Raw genomic sequence first — 18,498 nt, forward strand, 5'->3', positions numbered from 1 at the left:
TAGTCTCTTTGATGTATAGCTCCATTTTACTATGTCTATAATTTTATTTTTATCCTGGAAATATTAGTCTATTTTATGATTTTTTCTTAAATATCTTTTTTTCTTTATCTGTTAACCTCTCCAGGTGGTGTTCATTCTTATTGCTTCTTATTGAGAATAGGGTTTGATGACATTTTTGGTGATTTACTGTTTCTCGAATGCTTTTTTCACTGTATATGTCTGTTTTTACGCTAACTTTGATTTTTCATCTCCGTAATTTCCCTCTGGGACAGTTTGGGGTGCGGAATGTGGGTTAGAAATCCCGCAGCCGATTTTCTCCAAGTTTTCTCAAAACATTAAATAAAAATTAAAAAAAATTAAAAAATTAAAAAATTAAAAAATTAAAAAATTAAAAAATTAAAAAATTAAAAAATTAAAAAATTAAAAAATTAAAAAATTAAAAAATTAAAAAAAAATTCGATTTTTGGGGTCTACCCCAGTTTACTTTTTCCTCTAGGTATGATATTCTGATAATTGGAATGTGTGCATTAAAAAAAATTTTGCTTACACCCCATTATATTAGATAACACTATAGTACCACAGCCGCCGCCCCGTGAATCAAGAAAATCACAAATTTTTTTGAGAAAAACTTATTAAAAAAATTTTATTAATAATAAAATATTATATTTTAGAGAAATCAACGAGTTTTTGATAGATTCGATTTGGGATAGGGGAAAGAGCGATCGCTGTAATTTATTAATATATTACAGCAGCTTTCAGCTATCAGCTTGAAAATCCTTTTGGTGTAAGGTTTTGTGATCTAAATTTGTACCTCATTCACATCGAAACTGCTGTAATAATTTATTATTCAAATTCTGTCTCAAGATCAACTGGAAAAGTAGAATCAAAAACCTGCTCAATAGTATAAGGACACTGAGAAGGCAATTCTTTTTTCTTTAATGGTGTTTCGGTCAATACTAAATCTAAACCTGAAATAAAACCTTCTTGCAGTGCCGTATTTAGATATGATTTCAGACTAGGATTATCTTTTAACAGTTTATTGATTTCACGCCTTTGAGTATTAATAGTTATTTGCCAACTGCGTGTGCGCTTTTCTTGCTGATATTGCCATTTGAGTAAATGTCCAATCAACACACCTAAACGATTTTCTAATTCTCGTTTTTCTTGTCTACCCAAAGATTCAATTTCCTCCGCTAAATTCTGTAAATCAAGCCCATCAAAATTACCACAACGCAACTTTTGAGATTGTTCTATTGTCCAAAGATAAAAATCATTCTCATACAAACCCGCTGCCATATTTTTACCTGTTGTTGTTTGACTGTAGTTAGGAATTAGATATTTTATTCTAAGTAGTCGTGCAAAATAAATTTTATATTTGGGAGAGGGAACAGGGAACAGATAAGGAATACAGAGATTTTTGTTTGTTCCAAAAATGTTAAATTAATTTTGTGCAGGGTACTTAGTATAGCTTTCCTATTTCGACATATTGAACTATTGCATTCACTTCTTATAAATGAGAAACACCGAACCAATGGGTCCAAAATTTTCCACATACACCTTACCATTATAAAACAAACCCGGAGACATTCCCCCATCAAATAACATTCCTTCCCTAATTCTCCCTAAACAATTATTTCTCGCAATACCTTCTAAAACATCATCAAACTGACTAGGTAACAACTCTTTATTATTTGCAGAAAATTGAATACTAGAATTAGCTTTCATATCATTAACTAACAGAATTACATAACCCTTACTGGTAATTGCTACCATAGAACGATTAGTAGCACCTTTACAAGCAAGTTCACCCAAAGCTTTGCAAATATCTTTAAATTTACCTTGATTGTAAAATCTACCATTACCACCTACTACATTATAATTTAGTAAATTAGATCCTCTTTTTCCTATCTGAATAGTAGCAACACGCTGACTGGGATTTCCTCCAGATATCGCAAAAGAAGAACGTCTATTTTTAAAAGCACCGGAATATTCAACACCACGAGAAATATTTAAACCTTGGGGTTTATTCACAGTATCTATATAATCTGCATTAATAGCTGCAATAGGTTTTCTACCATTTAATTGGGAATTTTCATCAGCTATCAATTGACTAAAAAATTTAGGAATGTATTCTCTTCTAAAATTGCCTCTAGCATCTTTAGCATAGATTTTATGACCTAACCCCACATTTACTTTAAAATCTAAATGGGGGGATTTGGGATTAAACAGAATTACATGATTAATACCTCTAGAATAACGTTCACCTTGATTATTAGTTTTAAAAAATTCAATCCTAAACTGAGAATTATTACCAGGACAAGTAGTTGATGGTTTTGGTGCAGAATTTGCTACCTGATCCTGAAAACCTAATAATAAAAAAGCACTACTAATTAAGAGGGATAAGAAAGATAATTTTTTCATAGATATGGTAATGGGTAGGATGTACAGGATGGTTTATTTTATCAGAATCAGGATAACCAGGATTATAGGATGTACAGGATGTAATTTTTAAACTTCTGGTTTATGAAAAGAGGATAAATATAAATTAAATAATCACATAACATCTTTAAATTCAGATGCAAACCATCAATTAAACAATCACAATCCTGTTAATCCTGAAATCCTGGATATCCTGATTCAGACAAATAAAAAACCCGCTACAGAATAACTATAGCGGGTAATGCAGTTATGGCGTAATGTAAAATTCAAACTTTCATAAGCTATCAGCTATCAGCTTTATACTAAATATTAGGTTTAATTCCCCTGTTACTACAGAAAGAATATTTTTGATTTGAGAATAAGCTGAATGCTGACTGCTGACTGCTAATTTTCAAACTCTATTTTAGCCATTCCAAAACAGCTTCTTCCTTAGTATTGGTATTGCGAGAAGGTGTTTCACGCTCAAACTTCATGTGAATAGAACGAGTTTGTTCACCATCAGCAGCAACCGCTAAAATGGGGTAATCTATCAAACCATCTTGGAAGGACATCTGGAAGCGGAAAGTACCATCGGGATTGAGTTTAATGGGACGACCACCAATAGTTACAGTTGCATCTGGTTCGGTTGCACCATATACAATCAATTCTGCATCAGCAATTAACCAGAATTTACGGGGACGTTCTGGAACAGCGGAAGCGGAGAAACCAACCCCAGACATACCCACACCGGACATATTGATCCCGGATGCAGTGGGAACTGCCCACATACCTACACCAGATGGGAAAATGTAAGAACTGATTGCTTGTTCTGGACGGACAGAACCGGCTACGTGCTGCATAGAACCGAACAGAGAACCAGCAACCCGTTGAGCTTCTGCTGATTCTGCCATACCAAAGATTTGGTCGTAAATGGGGTTCTCACCAGCACCAACCGCAGCGATTTTCTTAGCTGGGGGAATTAGTTCATACTTGGTCTTACCACGTAGGTCTTCTTCAAAGTCTACGGTAATAAAGACATCTTCTATCCAGTCGGAAGGATATACAGGGGGAATGTGAACTCTGGCGGAACGAGCTAATACTAACCAGCCACCAATGGGGGTACGATAACCGATATCAATTACATAATCGCGATCGCTCACAGGAATGGGTAAATACCATTCTCTCGCTAATTCATCCGCAGGATATTCTTGAATACTGTGGGGACTTTGATGATCTAAATCAATATCAGTAACATCATAAATCCGCAATGCTAATTGCTGTCCACCTTGACGACGCAACTCTTCTTTATGTTCATTGGGAATATCCCAGTATGTGTAAGCCCATTGTGGATCACGTGGTAACAACACAATGCGACTTTCACCATAACCACCTGGTAAATCTCCCAGTCCCTCATCCACATCAGCGAGAGAACCACCTGTGCGATCTTCCTGACCTAATTCAAATTTTGCTGCTTCCACGGTTTCCTGCGCCTCCAGTGAACGAGATGGACTGAGCGAAAGTTTGTTAATTTGTACTTCTTGAATTGATGCTAACAATTGAGATTTACGCATCCGACTGTAACGAGAAATGCCATACTCACTTGCAACTTTACGAAGTTGCCTTAATGTCATTTCCTCTAGCGGTGGGCGTTCTTTTGCCATTTATTTTGGCCTCCAGTAGTTTTTCGGGTAAATGACTTCCCCTGGTTATAGAATGGTTTATAAAATCTCATCTATCCCAGATGAATTTTTTATTCCTGACTTCTGGTTTTGCCCAGTTTATAAGGGTTTTAGTTGGTTTTTAAATGGATTGCCACGCTTTCTGATTCCTCGTTCTGCCATGATTAGCATTTCTTTGGGATCAGGAGCGTGTTTTTTCTTGATGAAATACTAACAGGTAATCATGCCTAGTGATCAAGGGGTATGAAGTCGGTTTTTCAGCTATTTCACGTATTTATTAGCCCTGCGGGGATCAAATTGTTATGGAATCATAACATTCGCCTTGACTTGGGGTTCATTATGTCAAAATTTCATGACATTTGCGATCCAATGCTGTGGGATGGGCTTCTAGCCCGTCCAGCTTTAAGAAATAAATGATCCAATATTGTGTGGTTAAAGGGCAGGCAAGACTTGTACTGAGCAAAGTCGAAGTATGCCTACCCCACAAGAATTACAGGTTGATCTACTTGTTAAATTTTCTCAGTTTCTTGTGTACTCTTTGTATAAATAATTTAGCTAACCGCATTTTCGTGAGATCCTGAATATTAGCTGAGTAATATTTTTGGTTATCAAAAAACTCATTGATTTCTGATAAAATTACCGTAAATCGCTTGATAATATTCTCAGTTCTGTATTCTGCTAAAACTTCTCCTGGTAAAGTCAAAGCAACTGGAGATGATAAAGTATTGAGAATACGTTGTACATCATATTCTAGAGAATAACCAGCGATTTTATAACAATTAAATCCCGGATCTAAATAATCAGAAAGTCCACCGTTAACGCTAGAAAAAACTTGACAACCACAAGCTAAAGCTTCCATAGGTTGCAAACCAAAACCTTCACTTACACCCTGTTGCGCCCAATATTCAGCAGAGTCATAAAGGTAAATTTTCGCTCTATTAAATAATCCTGGTAAATCTTCAATATAAGAATCAACAACAAAAACTTTACACTTTTGTTGTAATGTAGGAATTAATTGTTTGATTAAATATTCAGAAGATTTTCGCGCTTGCACTAAAACATCAATATCTCGGTCTAAATGCAAATTTGTAAATTCATCAGCGATTTGATTAGGTAAATAATAAATTAGATTATTCGGTGCTTTTTGTCCCCAATATCCCATTGTATTACGGCTAACTGTAATAATCGGAATACTGGAAGGAAGTTTAAATTTATAACCTGCACTATGAGCATGATAAACTACATTATATTTTTGCAGTTTAGGCGCAAGTTTAGCTATATCAAATCCCCAACTAATCACGAATATTACATTATCTAAATTGTTATCTATTTTTTTTTGTAGCAAGTCATCAAGAAACAACTTATCCTTTTCTCTTTGTCGGTAAGTGACAACTTCTGCACTACAGATATTTTGAGCTAAATTAACTGTTTTTAACTCTGCCCAAAGCCCACCACAGGCAAATTTTCCATCTGTTCCCGGAACTAAAAAATAAAGTTTTCTCATATAGAAGTTGGTTTTGATTATTAAAATTATTTGTGTAGGTTGGTAATTGGTAATTGGTAATTGGTAATTGGTAATTGGTAATTGGTAATAGTTGATAGTTGATAGTTGATAGTTGATAGTTGATAGTTGATAGTTGATAGTTAATAGGGAAACATCAAATTTATTACCCAGTCACCAGTCACCAGTCACCAGTCACCAGTCACCAGTCACCAGTCACCAGTTACCAGTCACCTGCCGCCATTTTACCTTAACAAAATGCGCTTCACGTCCCCAAGTGTCCCGTGTAAAAATGATATTTTCAATTGCAAGGTTAAAGGGGATAGCTGTTGTTAAATAACGTTGAACGAAAGCACCTAAATCTGGAGCAAGTTCAGAAGCCGTAGTTGCAGCTAATCCTAAACCTATTAATTGCTCAACAGGTCTAAATGGTAGCATCACAGACACACCCATAGCAAATCCAGCAGTTAACAACATTGCTACAGATAAATTTGTACCGCAACGGGGATGTACCGCTAAATCCCATTCTCCGTTGGTAAGACGATATTGAGCTAATGTTACTGCACGCCGTAAATAACTGATATTTACATCACCATAAAGGTAAAATCCTTGTTCTGTGGATAAACCACTTAATGATTCGTTATCAAACTGTACATGAGTAGGCTGTTTGGGAGAAGAATCAACACTTTTTGTCTCACTCAGAACCCAAACAGTAGCGTGTTCTAAGGCATGAACCTGACGCAGCATGAGAATTTCTTGTAAGCCAGGTACAAAAGATAGCTGTTCTAGTAAATTAGTATCTTGGTTTGGTGATGGTGCTATCAAGTCAAGATTAAAAAAGTTAAAGGGAAATGAGCTATTTGCATAAGAAGTTGGAGTATTCATTCTCCCCCAAGCTGATAAAGTAATATAGATTTCCGATACAAAAAAGCTAACTAATGCTAACAAAAGTCGGCTTTTTCTTCCTGCTTCATCCTGAAAGTGTCGGCACTACTCAGTCTACAGGCTTTAAGATCGGGTGTATCTGCTATATAAAACCTAGACAAAGCTAGACTTTACTTTCTACTTCAACGGGAGCATGGGAGCGGTTATCCCTCTGTAGACTTTCACGCTGTAGCCCAACGCGATTGTGTTCCAATTAAGTTTCTGAAAAAGACTACCACCATCATTGCTTGGTTTTCGCGTCGGCAATAGTCTCAATTCAATACTTGATATCACCGTATTATATATCAAGTAGTTGATTTTTTCCGGAAAATATATTGATTTTTGTCAATATAAGTATAGTTTTGTCTATGAAATTGTCAACTTAGGACAAGCTCACTCTACTATTAAGTATTTAGGCTTGGCTATCACCTAAATACCTATCAATAATAGCACTGTTTATAGTCTCAAAGTCTCAAAATTGTCTAGCGACAGGTAGGTTTTTCAGTGAATCAGTTGTTAGGTTTCGTTAGTAAAACACTAACTAGCTGTTCACCTTCCAATGTAACGCTTGTACAACTAGATTATTGCTAATTTTTGTTGAAAAATAGCAGGAGTCATGAGTCAGTGGGGGTTTAGCAATGCTAAACCCTTTGGGCTAAATCAAACGAGAAATTCTGATATGTCAGTTCCGATCGCAAAAATTCGCTAATTCCCAGAGCATCAACTTTTACTACATAAAGTCACGGAACTTGTGGTAGAGGGTCACACTGAAAAATAAAGGTGAGGAGGAGAACAATCTGTAAACCTCAAAATTGATCTTGCCAATTTTGGATTTTGGATTTTGGATTTTAGATTTTGGATTTTGATTGAGGTGTTTTGGTACTTGTACTTCAGAAGCAAGCTCAATACCCCGCTCTTTGTCGGTTGTACCTATCTCAAATACTCGCTGCGCTGCTTACGCTTCGCTAACGCAAATCGAAAATCCAAAATGGTTGAACTTTTCAGCATCCACAGGGATTCATAGTAATAAACTAACTCACATTTGAATCATTGTAGTTAGGTAATGTACAGCAATTGATATCGTTTAAACAGACCTTTCCCCACTGTAAAGCCCAGCGAACCAAAGCAACTCGGTTATCTGTCTTTGTTTTGGTGAGAATATTGCTGATATGATTATCAACTGTACGTTTGCTAATCTCCAGTTTTGCTGCAATCTCTTGGTTAGTTAAGCCTGCGGCCACTAAGTCGATAATTTGCAGTTCTCTGTCTGACAGACTAACAGGGGTCCCAGACTCACTAGCAGCCATGGCTTATTTATTTCTCCCTTGGTATATGTACTCAATCACTCTTTCTAATTCTAAAAGATTCTCTCAGAGCTAGACGTTGTAAATGTTCCTAGTAATACTAAAGTCAATATTTTCTGGGAATTTAATCTGAAGATTAATTTCCTTAAAAGCAAAATTTCTATAAAATATAACCTATTCATCAGTAAATATTCAGTGTTACTTCAGTGGTAAATTTGGGGATTTTATAGCATTATGTACTATATGGGGTGATAAAAACTGCTATTTTATGGTTAACTGGAGACAAAGGAATAAAGATGCTTATACATTTTATACATATTCCTAATCCCAAGTCGTAAATCGAAAATGATATGAGTAATCCCCATGTTTTGTGTCTAGGCGAAGTTTTGTTTGATTGTTTAGCGGATCAAATGGGGCTAAAGCTGGAAGAAGTCAAGTCTTGGACTCCCTACCCAGGGGGTGCGCCAGCTAATGTGGCTTGTGCTTTAGTTAAACTGGGAACGCCCGCAGGTTTTATTGGTGCTGTAGGAGAAGATCAACCAGGTAATGCACTGGTGAAGTTATTACAAGATGTAGGTGTAGATACAACGGGTGTGCAACTTCATCCGACAGCACCAACGCGACAAGTTTATGTAGTCAGGGATTTGACGGGTGATCGCTCTTTTGCTGGTTTTGGTAAATATGATACTAGCGAGTTTGCCGATACCCGCTTACAAGCCAAGCAATTACCCCATTCACTGTTTAACGATGCTGATTTTTTGGTGTTGGGGACTTTGGAATTAGCTTATCCTGAAAGTGAAGCTGCTATTCATCAGGCATTGAAATTAGCAGAACAATACGACCTCAAAATAATTTTAGATGTGAATTGGCGGCCTGTATTTTGGCAAGATGCTAATTTAGCAAAGCAGAAAATTGAGGCATTATTACCACGTTTCGATTTTCTCAAACTCACCAAAGAAGAGGCAGAATGGTTATTTAATACTAATGACCCAGGAGCAATTACTTACCGATTGAACTCATTAGAAGGGGTTTTAGTCACCGATGGCGAAAATGGTTGTGCTTATTGTTTAGGGGAAAACGAAGGTAAATTACCTGCCTTTTCTATACCTGTGGTGGATACAACTGGTGCAGGAGATAGCTTTTTAGCTGGGTTTCTCCATCAGTTGAGTAAGTCTGGTATTCACAGTTTGCGGGATGCAGAAACAGCCAAACGTGTGATCACATACTCTAGTGCGGTGGGGGCGTTGACGACAATTAAACCAGGTGCGATCGCCTCCCAACCCACAGCAGAAGAAGTTGATGCTTTTTTAGCTGATCATCAACTTTAACAGTTAACAGTTTTCATTGATTGAAGTAATAGTACAATTCGGGGAATATCAGATACAATCAGCTGATATTCCCTTTACAAATTAAGTCCGAGCAAAGAACTCACCTTATGTCCAACTTGTTTATTATCTGCTGGAATATCAGATATAATTGGTTGATATTCCTGACTTGAAAATGGACGAAAATCATCCTGCCATTTTGCAGTCAGAGTACATAATAAACGTAGCTCAAGTGGTGCTGGTACTGGGTTAACTTTCTCAATTTGTACTTTTACAAGTTTTTGATTTTTGTCATTGAGTTTAAAAACATCATCTACAATATACTGGGGACAGTAACCAACAATATAATTATCATTTGTACGTAATAGTAATGCCCGTGAGTGATATGGATTTTGAAAGTCGTGGTTTAAATACAAAATTTCTTGATCTTGTAATTGATTAATTCTCTCGATGGTAGATTTCGGAAGATATCGCAAACCATGAGCAAAGAAATGAATTTTATATAAACCATTTTTATCTGGTTCTGGATATGGGAAAACTTCATAATGATCTGTTACTTTACGTCCTCCAGAACGAGAAAGAATAGAAATTGGATCATCTTCGTTTTCTGGAATATTCAGCCATTGAATATAATTTTTGTAATCTGGTCGAGAGCGTTGCATCACTCGATTATAAAACAATGGGAATAATTCACTAGATGTATAAACTCTATTTAAATCTGGAAAAGAATACACAAGGTTAAAATCACATTTATCTTGAGCTTGTTTAGCTCCTTGAGTATATGTAAAAGTATATTTTCCCTCATCAAATCTTAATCTTCCTACAGGAAACCAAGCACGACTTGTTGGATCTTGCCAAGCTAAAAAAAAGAGTTTTCATAGTAAAAATTACCTCAAATTTAGCATTTTATTTTGATTATGTTCTAATATTTTATGTGCAAATTCTATTGCTGGTTTAGATATACGATGTTCAGGAATACACATAATAATATTTAAAGTATCGCTACTGCTAATATTTGCCAATCTATCAAGCCAAATTTGTGCAGAATTTGGATAACGTTTGTGGAGTTCACAAAAAACATCAAAATTTCTGAGGCGTTGTGTATTGCCCAATCTTCACCTGTGTTTGATCTGGCTTTTTTAAATAGACAGCGCCCCAAATCTGGGTGATAAAACCAAAATTTTTCTTTTGTTCCTAAATCCTCAATATCTTGAGAAGCATCTAGAGGAACTTCAATGATAGGAAACTGCTCTGCCATAATTTATTTACAGTGATACAATTCATACTCATACCCATATATTCCCGGCAACTTTTGATCATCAGGCAGACATTTTTCCACTTCTTGACTGATGGGAGCATGAAAATTAACCAACCATAAATCAAAAGGTCGTGGTAATTCTTTGATAGTCTTTTCTAGGGCTATAGTAGAAGTATTGGGGTTTTGGGCTTGATGGGCGAGGAGAAATTGAGTATTTTCAATATTAGTTTGCAAACCAGAGAATTTTAACTCCCAAGCTATGCCCATCATTTCTCCAGTTTGGACTAAACTTTTATGAGTTGTGGCAATGAGAACTGGGACTGATGAATTTTGTTCAATGACAGGAAGAAATAAATCAGGGCGATAATATTTGCGATAACCCAAATTAAAAGTAACTGAAATTGCACTGATTAAACCCATTACCCAAATCAGCATTACAGCTTGTTTGCCAGTAATACCCCATTTACCAATGTTGGGATTTTGATAACAAACTGCCAGACTTGCACCCACTAAAATTATTACCGCTGGAAAATAAACAAAACTATAGCGAGCGCCCCTGGTAAGATCAATACCCAGGAAATAAGTAAAGAAGAAAAAGAAAGCGATCGCCCCTAAAACTACCCCAATAAATACCTGAGTAATAGAACCAATTTCCGGTTTTTGTAATTGAAATTTTATTCCCCGAATTAAAATTGGCACTGCCCAAATAAAGAAAATTAACATCACCAACCCAGAGAAAATAACCACTGTTAAATCAGGTGCTTCCACTGGGAGTAAGGAAATCATAGTAATCCATGTACCTAAAGCTTGAAAAATGGGGCTAATCCAACTTAGTCCCAAACGCTCACCTTTAATCCACGCTGTTAAAGCGCCAATGTAGCGATTTTGCAACCAACCAGGCAACCACACTAACCCAGCAACAGCCGTACCAACTACTACATAATAAAACCGCCACCACACAGAAGAGAACAACACCCAAGTTTTTGTCTGAGTTTGTTGTTTCCAAGCTACAAAAATCAAAGCTACAGCTTCAGCGCCAAGAGTGATCACAAAAAAGAAATGAGTAGCAAAACCCAAGGCGTTCACTCCTACCCAAGCAATAATTAACCACAAAGGTAATAATTTTTGTTTTTCTAGATGACGGATAGCAACTACCAAGCAAGCTAGAGAAAGCATCACCCAAAGCATAGCCAAGGTATAATGACGGGCTTCTTGTGCTAAGAATATTGCATAAGGTGAAACTGCCATCATTGCAGCAGCTAATTGTCCTACTAATGAAGAACGAAAAGCTAATTTACCTAAAAAATAAGCACAGGGAATAGAAATTGCACCTAATAAAGCTGGAAATGAACGTGCTGCAAATATGGATACTAAACCTTCTGGGTGAGGAAATAACCGCATCCACAGATGAACCAAGACAAAATATAATGGAGGGTGATTATCCTCTGTGAGAATATTATTAATTACATCTCCTATACCAACTGCGGGATTAATTTGTAATGGTTGTAATAAGATATCAGGGGTGATCGCTTGATCTAAAGGTACTGGTAAAAAACTATTTCCCAAGCTAAATACTAAAGTCGCAAATTCATCAGTCCAAGGCGGTTTGGCGGTTAAATTAGTCAAACGTAAGCCTATGCCAATAATGAACCAAATTAGCAGCAGTAAAGGATGAAACCAGGGATCAGAAACGGTAGAGCGCCTATTATTCACGTCCATCTTGATTGTTTTAAATTGTTTTTATTTTTTTAAACAGTGTTCTTTTACTTTAACTGCATTTCCTCTTTTTAATAACTCTGATATAGTGACAAATTTATATCCCTGGGGAGTATAAGCTTTCAAAATTTCCTCTACTACCTCTACTGTATTATGGCGACTAGCATATACTCCTTTTTTTGCTACACCATCAGAATCATGTAAAAGAATGATTGAACCATTATGAAAGTTATTTTCAAATATCTTGATCATGTCGGTAGCAGATTTACCACGCCAGTCCTGTAAATCTACCTCCCAAAAAATAATCGGTTTGTGTATCTGCTTTACAACATTCGTTACAGCAACACCAGCCCGACCAAAAGGGGGTCTAAAGTGAACATTATCTGGTGAAATTAATTGATTAATTAAAACATCGGTTTCGGTAATTTCCCTATAAATAGAATCTTTAAATTTACTATTTAAATCGTAATGATGCCATGATTAAATTTCATCAGTTAGCAGTCAGTAGGGGCGAAGCATTCGGAAAATAGCCTGTTGATAAAATTGATAATTTGTCGCCCGAATGCTTCGCCCTGACAGGAAAATAGCCTGTTGATAAAATTGATAATTTGTTGCCCGAATGCTTCGCCCTTACAGGAGTAAGAAGTCAGGAGTCAGAAGTCAGGCAAAATTAATTTAAAACCAAATGCTTTTAGTTAGCTTTTTTGGATCGAAATATCAGGTACAATCATCAGATACAATTAAGTGATATTCCCTTCATTTTTTACCTAATTCATGTCTTTGATTATTGCTGGAGAACGCAGCGGAGTGGGCAAAACTACGGTGACACTTACACTTTTAGCTTCTTTGTGTCGTCGTGGTGTCAAAGTACAATCTTTTAAGGTTGGTCCAGATTATATTGATCCTATGTTTCATCAGTATGTTACAGACCGTCCTTGTCGAAATTTAGATGCGGTTTTGACTTCAGAAACTTATATTCAAAAATGTTTTCAGCGTCATTCCCAAGAATGTGAATATACTCTGGTTGAGGGAGTGATGGGTTTATTTGATGGTGTTGGTAATTCTTTCAATACAACTGAAAATGGCAATCATCAAATGGACTTTGCTAGTACAGCCCATGTTGCCAGATTATTAGATATTCCGGTAATATTAGTAATTGATTGTAGTCGTTTGTCTGGGTCAGTAGCTGCGATCGCACATGGTTATTGTAGTTTGGATCAGAGAGTTAAAATTGCAGGGTTAGTATTAAATAGGGTAGGGAGCGATCGCCATTTATCTTTATTAAAAAATTCCTTGAAAACTCTCAACTTACCTATTTTGGGTGTCCTCAAAAGACAGGATAATATTACTATTCCTGATCGTCATCTGGGTTTAGTTCCCACAGGAGAATTACCAGAATTAGATAATGTAATTCATCGTCTCGCAGATTTAGGCGATCATTGTTTTGATTGGGAAAAATTATTACCACTTTTACAAGTAACTGAAATTCTGTCTTCAGATGTTCCCAATTTTCAAATCAACGAACCGCACAGACACAGAGAAAGCGGAGAAATAAAAGAAAATCAAAAATCAAAAATCAAAATTGCTGTTGCACGGGATCAAGCTTTTAATTTTTATTATCAAGACAACTTAGATTTATTAGAGAAACTGGGAGCAGAATTAATATTTTGGAGTCCTTTAAAAGATACTCAATTACCAAAAGATATTCAAGGAATGTATTTTGGTGGTGGGTTTCCTGAAGTATTTGCACAAGAACTAGCAGCAAATATTAAAGTTATTCAAGAAGTAAAAACAGCGATTTTATCAGGAATACCCACCATTGCTGAATGTGGTGGTTTAATGTATTTGTGTGAAAATATTATTGATTTTGAAAATCAATCTTGGACAATGGTAGGAATATTGCCCACATCTGCACAAATGGATAAAAAATTAACTTTAGGATATCGTCGCGCAGTAGTTTTAGAAAATAGCTTTTTGTTAGATGCGGGTACAAATATTTATGGACATGAATTTCATCGTTCTCATGTAATTACAAACCCGCAAAAACCATTGTTTGATACCTATCGTTATGACTGTGAAGAAAATACAGGTTTTGAAGGATGGAATTTACCTAATATTCCTAATGTTCATGCTTCTTATGTTCATCAACATTGGGGAGAAAGTATAGAAATTCCCCAAAGGTTTTTACAGGAATGTTTAAAATTTGGTGTGACTCTTGAGGGCAACCACAGGGGGTTTGCCCCTACTGACTCCTTGATATCCTGACTAATGACTAATACTTTCATTGAGTTTACGAATAATACGAGATAATTCACGAATAATATTCACCGCTATTTCTGGAGTTTCTTCAATAGCATCATAAAGTTGCTCTTGGGTGAGTTCTAAACATTCACAAGCTTCTAAAGTTGTCACAGAAGCAGAACGAGACTGAGTATCAAATACTGCCATTTCTCCAAAGTATTTTCCTGTATCAACTTCTGCTAATTTTGTATCTCCGATATGGACTTTGACTTTACCAGAGACAATAATATAGAGCGATCGCCCTTCTTCTCCTTGTTTGAAAATACTGTGATTCGCAGGGTATGATAACTCATTCATCACAGAAGCAAGTCGCACGACAAAATCATCCCGCAATTCTTGAAAAATAGGTACACGGCGGACCAATAACAAACGATCTACACTAGTCAGCATAATTACTTATTAAAGTATAACTTTAGCAACAAAATCTAACGGTAATAAACAACATTTTGACAGCATTGGGATTCTCACCGTTAATTAACCCTGAGAAGTCAATAATACCTTAACCTTGGCTACTCTGTAGTTAACCTATAAGTTAAAGATGTATTGATGCTGTTTATTAATTTACAATTCAAATGGTTATCGTATTTATCTTATACCAGTAAAGGATGAACTAAGTGATGCTCATCAACAGTTAAACACTAGCTCCTTACGTTCTGAATCTCTCAGACAAGCTCAGTTAGCTATGCTGAAGGGAAAAGTACGCATAACAGATAAAGAATTATATCTTTCTCCAAAAAAGCCTATTCCTCTACCTCCAGAACTTGTTAATTCAGGTAAAATCAACTTATCCCATCCATATTATTGGTCTACTTTTACAATGATTGGTAACTGGAATTAATACAGCAGATTTCATCCAAGTGAGGTAAACTTGTTGCAGGCAAGATACCCGCACTACAAGAATTTTATTATTCATGTTTGTACCTCATATACCTGCAATATCCTGTATTTGCTTATTTATCGTAGTTTTTCCTGTCACCTATTCCTTATTCCCTATTCCCTAGAAAATCAATGTTTTTCAAATGGTGCTTTAGAGTTATTATCGTTTGCCTGGGTTTGTGGATCATTTTGGATCTAGCTTCTCATTTAGGAGCGGAAATTTTTTGGTTTCAAGAAGTTGGTTATTTGCCAACTTTTCTGGTGCGGTTAATAACTCAAGGTGCTTTATGGGTGGGTGTTTTTAGCTTGAGTATGATCTATTTACTGGGAAATTTAACTTTAGCAAAACGTTGGCAATATCCCCAGTCTCTGAAAATTGAGCCAGCAAGAATTGAAAAAACTACACTGAGTAGGGAACTAACAAATTTTCTGAGTCCCCAGTATAAGCAAGTCTATAAAACTCCGCAAATTGCGACAGGAAACAGACAAATTAAATTATTTTGGTTGTTACCGCTAACGTTAAGCTTGAGTTTTTTAGTGGGGTTAATTTTCACCCATTATGGACAAGTTGCATTAAGTTACTGGAATGGAGAAATTAATCAGGTTAATTCACCTTTTACTATCTTATTTAGACCAGAGATAGTTTGGAACTTGAGCATCAGAATTATTTCGCAAGTTTGGTATTTTGTTTTAGCGTTAGTGATGGCGATCGCTGTATTAATATATTCCCAGTTTTTGCTGTGGGCGATCGCTATTATTTTTAGTTTCGGTTTTGGGTGGTTAATATCTCAACAGTGGGAAAAAATCTTGTTGTATTTGCACTCCACCCCCTTCAATAGCACTGAACCTTTATTTGGCAAAGATATCAGCTTTTATATTTTTTCTCTTCCTGTCTGGGAACTGTTGGCTTTTTGGCTGATAGGTTTATTTTTATATGGTTTTCTTGCTGTTACTCTCACCTATCTTGTATCAGGAGACAGTATCAGTCAAGGCATTTTTCCTGGGTTTTCGCCAACACAAAAACGTCATTTATTCGGCTTAGGTGGCGGTTTAATGTTGGTGATAGCCTTTGGTTTTTGGTTAAGTCGTTATGAACTGGTTTATTCTCCCCGTGGTGTGAGTTTTGGGGCTAGTTTCACTGATGTTAAAATACAGTTGCCCGCTGATACAATGTTATGTGTTTTAGCTGTGGCGATCGCCTTTTATTTATTATGGCAAACTTTATTTTGGAGACCTAAATCTCAACATCATCAATGGGTAATTTATGGTTTGGGTATTTATTTATTATTATTAATTGCAGGTGATTTTATTGTACCTGCGGTTGTCCAATCTTTCATAGTTCAACCCAATGAATTACAGCGAGAAACACCTTATATTGAACGTACTATCGCCCTCACTCGTCAAGCATTTGATTTAGAAGCCATAGATGCTCAAACCTTTAATCCCCAAGGAAAATTAACCCAAACAGATATCAAAGCCAATGATTTAACTATTCGCAATATTCGGCTTTGGGATCAAGAACCACTATTAAAAACTAACCGACAATTACAACAAATTCGTCCTTATTATGCGTTTCCTGATGCCGATATTGATCGCTACATTATCACCAACCAAACTAACCAACAAGAACCCCCAACAAATGAAAAACGTCAGGTACTAATAGCCGCCAGAGAATTAGATTATAATGCTGTCCCACAACAAGCACAAACATGGGTAAACCGCAATTTAATTTACACTCACGGTTATGGTTTTACCATGAGTCCAGTAAATACAGTTGCACCTGGTGGTTTACCAGAATATTTTGTCAAAGATATTAGTGGTAATGGCGCTGCTTTAACTACTGCTAATGCAGCTATTCGGGAAAGTATTCCTATTGGTGAACCACGAATTTATTATGGAGAAATTTCTAACACTCATGTCATGACTGGGACAAGAGTTAAAGAATTAGATTATCCCAGTGGTAGTGATAACGTTTATAATACCTACGATGGCAGCGGTGGAATTAGAATAGGTTCTTTATGGAGACGGTGGTTATTTGCCACATATTTAAAAGACTGGCAAATGATATTTACACGGGACTTTCTACCAGAAACAAAGGTATTATTTCGGCGAAATATTAACCAAAGAATTAGAGCGATCGCACCTTTTTTACAATTTGATAGTGAACCTTATATAGTTGCAGCTGATGCCAACCCAGATGATAAAAATCAACAATTTCCAGGTGCAAAAAATTATCTTTATTGGATAGTTGATGCTTACACTACCAGCAGTCGCTATCCCTATTCAGATCAAAATAACGAAGGTATTAACTATATTCGTAATTCTGTTAAAATCGTCATTGATGCTTACAATGGCACTGTCAGATTTTATGTTGCTCAACCTCAAGATCCGTTAATTATTGCTTGGTCAAAAATTTTCCCGCAAATGTTCCAACCGCTAACGAATATGCCTGTTAATCTCCTTAGTCATATTCGCTATCCGGTAGACTTTTTCAAAATTCAATCTGAGCGGTTAATGATTTATCATATTACTAACCCTCAAGTATTTTATAACCGGGAAGACCAATGGCAAATACCCAAAGAAATTTATGGAACTGAACCCCGTCAACTTGAACCTTACTATTTAATTACCAGTCTTCCTGGTGTTCCTTTTGAAGAATTTATTTTATTGCTTCCTTACACACCAAAAGAAAGAACAAATTTAATTGCTTGGTTAGCAGCGCGTTCTGATGGGGAAAATTACGGTAAATTGCTACTGTATAACTTTCCTAAAGAACGTTTAATTTATGGACCAGAACAAATAGAAGCCAGAATTAACCAAGATCCGGTAATTTCTCAACAAATTTCATTATGGAATCGTCAAGGATCAAGAGCAATTCAAGGTAATCTTTTAATTGTTCCCATTGAACAATCTTTATTATATGTTGAGCCAATTTATTTAGAAGCAACCCAGAATAGTTTACCAACTTTGGTTAGGGTAGTTGTTGCCTATGAAAATCGTATTGTCATGGCGCAGACATTAGAACAAGCTTTACAGGCGATTTTTCAGCCAGAAATAACACCAGCGCCGGCTATTATTCGTCCTGTGGAAGAAGAAGGAATACCGCCGGTTTAAAATAAGTTGTAATTCATAATTCATTCTGTCCTCAAGATGAGTTACTATAGAAAGTATGCAACAAATAGTCTCAAAATCACAG

The 18,498-nt window shown here is 36.1% G+C and carries 15 protein-coding genes and 1 pseudogene; 4 read left to right on the top strand and 12 right to left on the bottom strand.

The features are described from left to right. Nucleotides 1-843 precede the first annotated feature (843 nt). The 6 genes from IQ237_RS22285 to IQ237_RS22310 form a co-directional block, all read right to left on the bottom strand. Entirely contained in the window at nt 844-1,296 is a 453-nt protein-coding gene (locus IQ237_RS22285; RefSeq protein WP_194059142.1) for a DUF29 domain-containing protein, read from the bottom strand. Between the two features lie 204 nt (nt 1,297-1,500). Then, the gene (locus IQ237_RS22290; protein WP_228020603.1) at nt 1,501-2,421 is read right to left on the bottom strand and encodes a phosphodiester glycosidase family protein; all 921 of its coding nucleotides are present in this window, start codon (nt 2,419-2,421) and stop codon (nt 1,501-1,503) included. A gap of 416 nt (nt 2,422-2,837) precedes the next feature. Then, nucleotides 2,838-4,079 carry a DUF4912 domain-containing protein gene (locus IQ237_RS22295; RefSeq protein ID WP_194059143.1) on the bottom strand — a complete coding sequence of 414 codons (1,242 nt, stop codon included), beginning with the start codon at nt 4,077-4,079 and terminating at the stop codon, nt 2,838-2,840. A gap of 520 nt (nt 4,080-4,599) precedes the next feature. Next, nucleotides 4,600-5,601, bottom strand: coding sequence for a glycosyltransferase (locus IQ237_RS22300; protein ID WP_194059144.1), 1,002 nt, complete (start codon nt 5,599-5,601; stop codon nt 4,600-4,602). A 213-nt stretch (nt 5,602-5,814) separates the two neighbouring features. After that, entirely contained in the window at nt 5,815-6,483 is a 669-nt protein-coding gene (locus tag IQ237_RS22305; RefSeq protein ID WP_194059145.1) for a DUF6391 domain-containing protein, read from the bottom strand. 1,070 nt (nt 6,484-7,553) lie between these two features. Further along, nucleotides 7,554-7,829, bottom strand: a complete 276-nt coding sequence (locus tag IQ237_RS22310) for a helix-turn-helix transcriptional regulator (RefSeq protein WP_194059146.1) — start codon at nt 7,827-7,829, stop codon at nt 7,554-7,556. A gap of 347 nt (nt 7,830-8,176) precedes the next feature. On the opposite strand from IQ237_RS22310, the gene IQ237_RS22315 reads away from it, so the two are divergent. Next, nucleotides 8,177-9,154, top strand: a complete 978-nt coding sequence (locus IQ237_RS22315) for a carbohydrate kinase (protein ID WP_194059147.1) — start codon at nt 8,177-8,179, stop codon at nt 9,152-9,154. Nucleotides 9,155-9,228: 74 nt separating this feature from the next. Here the strand turns inward: IQ237_RS22315 and IQ237_RS22320 are convergent, their stop codons facing one another. The 5 genes and pseudogenes from IQ237_RS22320 to IQ237_RS27075 form a co-directional block, all read right to left on the bottom strand. After that, entirely contained in the window at nt 9,229-9,813 is a 585-nt protein-coding gene (locus tag IQ237_RS22320; RefSeq protein ID WP_309225802.1) for an HIRAN domain-containing protein, read from the bottom strand. Between the two features lie 329 nt (nt 9,814-10,142). Next, a complete protein-coding gene (locus IQ237_RS22325) occupies nt 10,143-10,409 on the bottom strand; it encodes a hypothetical protein (RefSeq protein ID WP_194059149.1) in 267 nt (88 codons plus the stop codon). A 3-nt stretch (nt 10,410-10,412) separates the two neighbouring features. Beyond that, nucleotides 10,413-12,128, bottom strand: a complete 1,716-nt coding sequence (locus IQ237_RS22330; RefSeq protein ID WP_194059150.1) for a glycosyltransferase family 39 protein — start codon at nt 12,126-12,128, stop codon at nt 10,413-10,415. 21 nt (nt 12,129-12,149) lie between these two features. Continuing rightward, entirely contained in the window at nt 12,150-12,377 is a 228-nt protein-coding gene (locus IQ237_RS22335) for a hypothetical protein (protein ID WP_194059151.1), read from the bottom strand. 75 nt (nt 12,378-12,452) lie between these two features. Next, nucleotides 12,453-12,593: pseudogene (locus IQ237_RS27075) on the bottom strand (hypothetical protein); the annotation flags it as partial. A 306-nt stretch (nt 12,594-12,899) separates the two neighbouring features. On the opposite strand from IQ237_RS27075, the gene IQ237_RS22340 reads away from it, so the two are divergent. Further along, entirely contained in the window at nt 12,900-14,390 is a 1,491-nt protein-coding gene (locus IQ237_RS22340; protein WP_194059152.1) for a cobyrinate a,c-diamide synthase, read from the top strand. Here IQ237_RS22340 and IQ237_RS22345 read toward each other — a convergent pair whose 3' ends face one another. Beyond that, nucleotides 14,391-14,816 carry a cyclic nucleotide-binding domain-containing protein gene (locus IQ237_RS22345; RefSeq protein ID WP_194059153.1) on the bottom strand — a complete coding sequence of 142 codons (426 nt, stop codon included), beginning with the start codon at nt 14,814-14,816 and terminating at the stop codon, nt 14,391-14,393. 202 nt (nt 14,817-15,018) lie between these two features. On the opposite strand from IQ237_RS22345, the gene IQ237_RS22350 reads away from it, so the two are divergent. Further along, nucleotides 15,019-15,264, top strand: a complete 246-nt coding sequence (locus IQ237_RS22350) for a CHAT domain-containing protein (RefSeq protein ID WP_309225803.1) — start codon at nt 15,019-15,021, stop codon at nt 15,262-15,264. A gap of 170 nt (nt 15,265-15,434) precedes the next feature. Further along, a complete protein-coding gene (locus IQ237_RS22355) occupies nt 15,435-18,416 on the top strand; it encodes a UPF0182 family protein (protein ID WP_194059154.1) in 2,982 nt (993 codons plus the stop codon). Nucleotides 18,417-18,498: the final 82 nt, after the last annotated feature.

Origin of the sequence: Sphaerospermopsis sp. LEGE 08334 (assembly GCF_015207205.1) — a bacterium.
In the GTDB taxonomy this organism is placed as follows: Bacteria; Cyanobacteriota; Cyanobacteriia; order Cyanobacteriales; family Nostocaceae; genus Sphaerospermopsis.

Coding starts and splice junctions, on each gene's coding strand:
- IQ237_RS22285 (WP_194059142.1), bottom strand. CDS start 1,296: ATGGCAGCGGGTTTGTATGAGAATGATTTTTATCTTTGGACAATAGAA.
- IQ237_RS22290 (WP_228020603.1), bottom strand. CDS start 2,421: ATGAAAAAATTATCTTTCTTATCCCTCTTAATTAGTAGTGCTTTTTTA.
- IQ237_RS22295 (WP_194059143.1), bottom strand. CDS start 4,079: ATGGCAAAAGAACGCCCACCGCTAGAGGAAATGACATTAAGGCAACTT.
- IQ237_RS22300 (WP_194059144.1), bottom strand. CDS start 5,601: ATGAGAAAACTTTATTTTTTAGTTCCGGGAACAGATGGAAAATTTGCC.
- IQ237_RS22305 (WP_194059145.1), bottom strand. CDS start 6,483: ATGAATACTCCAACTTCTTATGCAAATAGCTCATTTCCCTTTAACTTT.
- IQ237_RS22310 (WP_194059146.1), bottom strand. CDS start 7,829: ATGGCTGCTAGTGAGTCTGGGACCCCTGTTAGTCTGTCAGACAGAGAA.
- IQ237_RS22315 (WP_194059147.1), top strand. CDS start 8,177: ATGAGTAATCCCCATGTTTTGTGTCTAGGCGAAGTTTTGTTTGATTGT.
- IQ237_RS22320 (WP_309225802.1), bottom strand. CDS start 9,813: ATGCAACGCTCTCGACCAGATTACAAAAATTATATTCAATGGCTGAAT.
- IQ237_RS22325 (WP_194059149.1), bottom strand. CDS start 10,409: ATGGCAGAGCAGTTTCCTATCATTGAAGTTCCTCTAGATGCTTCTCAA.
- IQ237_RS22330 (WP_194059150.1), bottom strand. CDS start 12,128: ATGGACGTGAATAATAGGCGCTCTACCGTTTCTGATCCCTGGTTTCAT.
- IQ237_RS22335 (WP_194059151.1), bottom strand. CDS start 12,377: ATGATCAAGATATTTGAAAATAACTTTCATAATGGTTCAATCATTCTT.
- IQ237_RS22340 (WP_194059152.1), top strand. CDS start 12,900: ATGTCTTTGATTATTGCTGGAGAACGCAGCGGAGTGGGCAAAACTACG.
- IQ237_RS22345 (WP_194059153.1), bottom strand. CDS start 14,816: ATGCTGACTAGTGTAGATCGTTTGTTATTGGTCCGCCGTGTACCTATT.
- IQ237_RS22355 (WP_194059154.1), top strand. CDS start 15,435: ATGTTTTTCAAATGGTGCTTTAGAGTTATTATCGTTTGCCTGGGTTTG.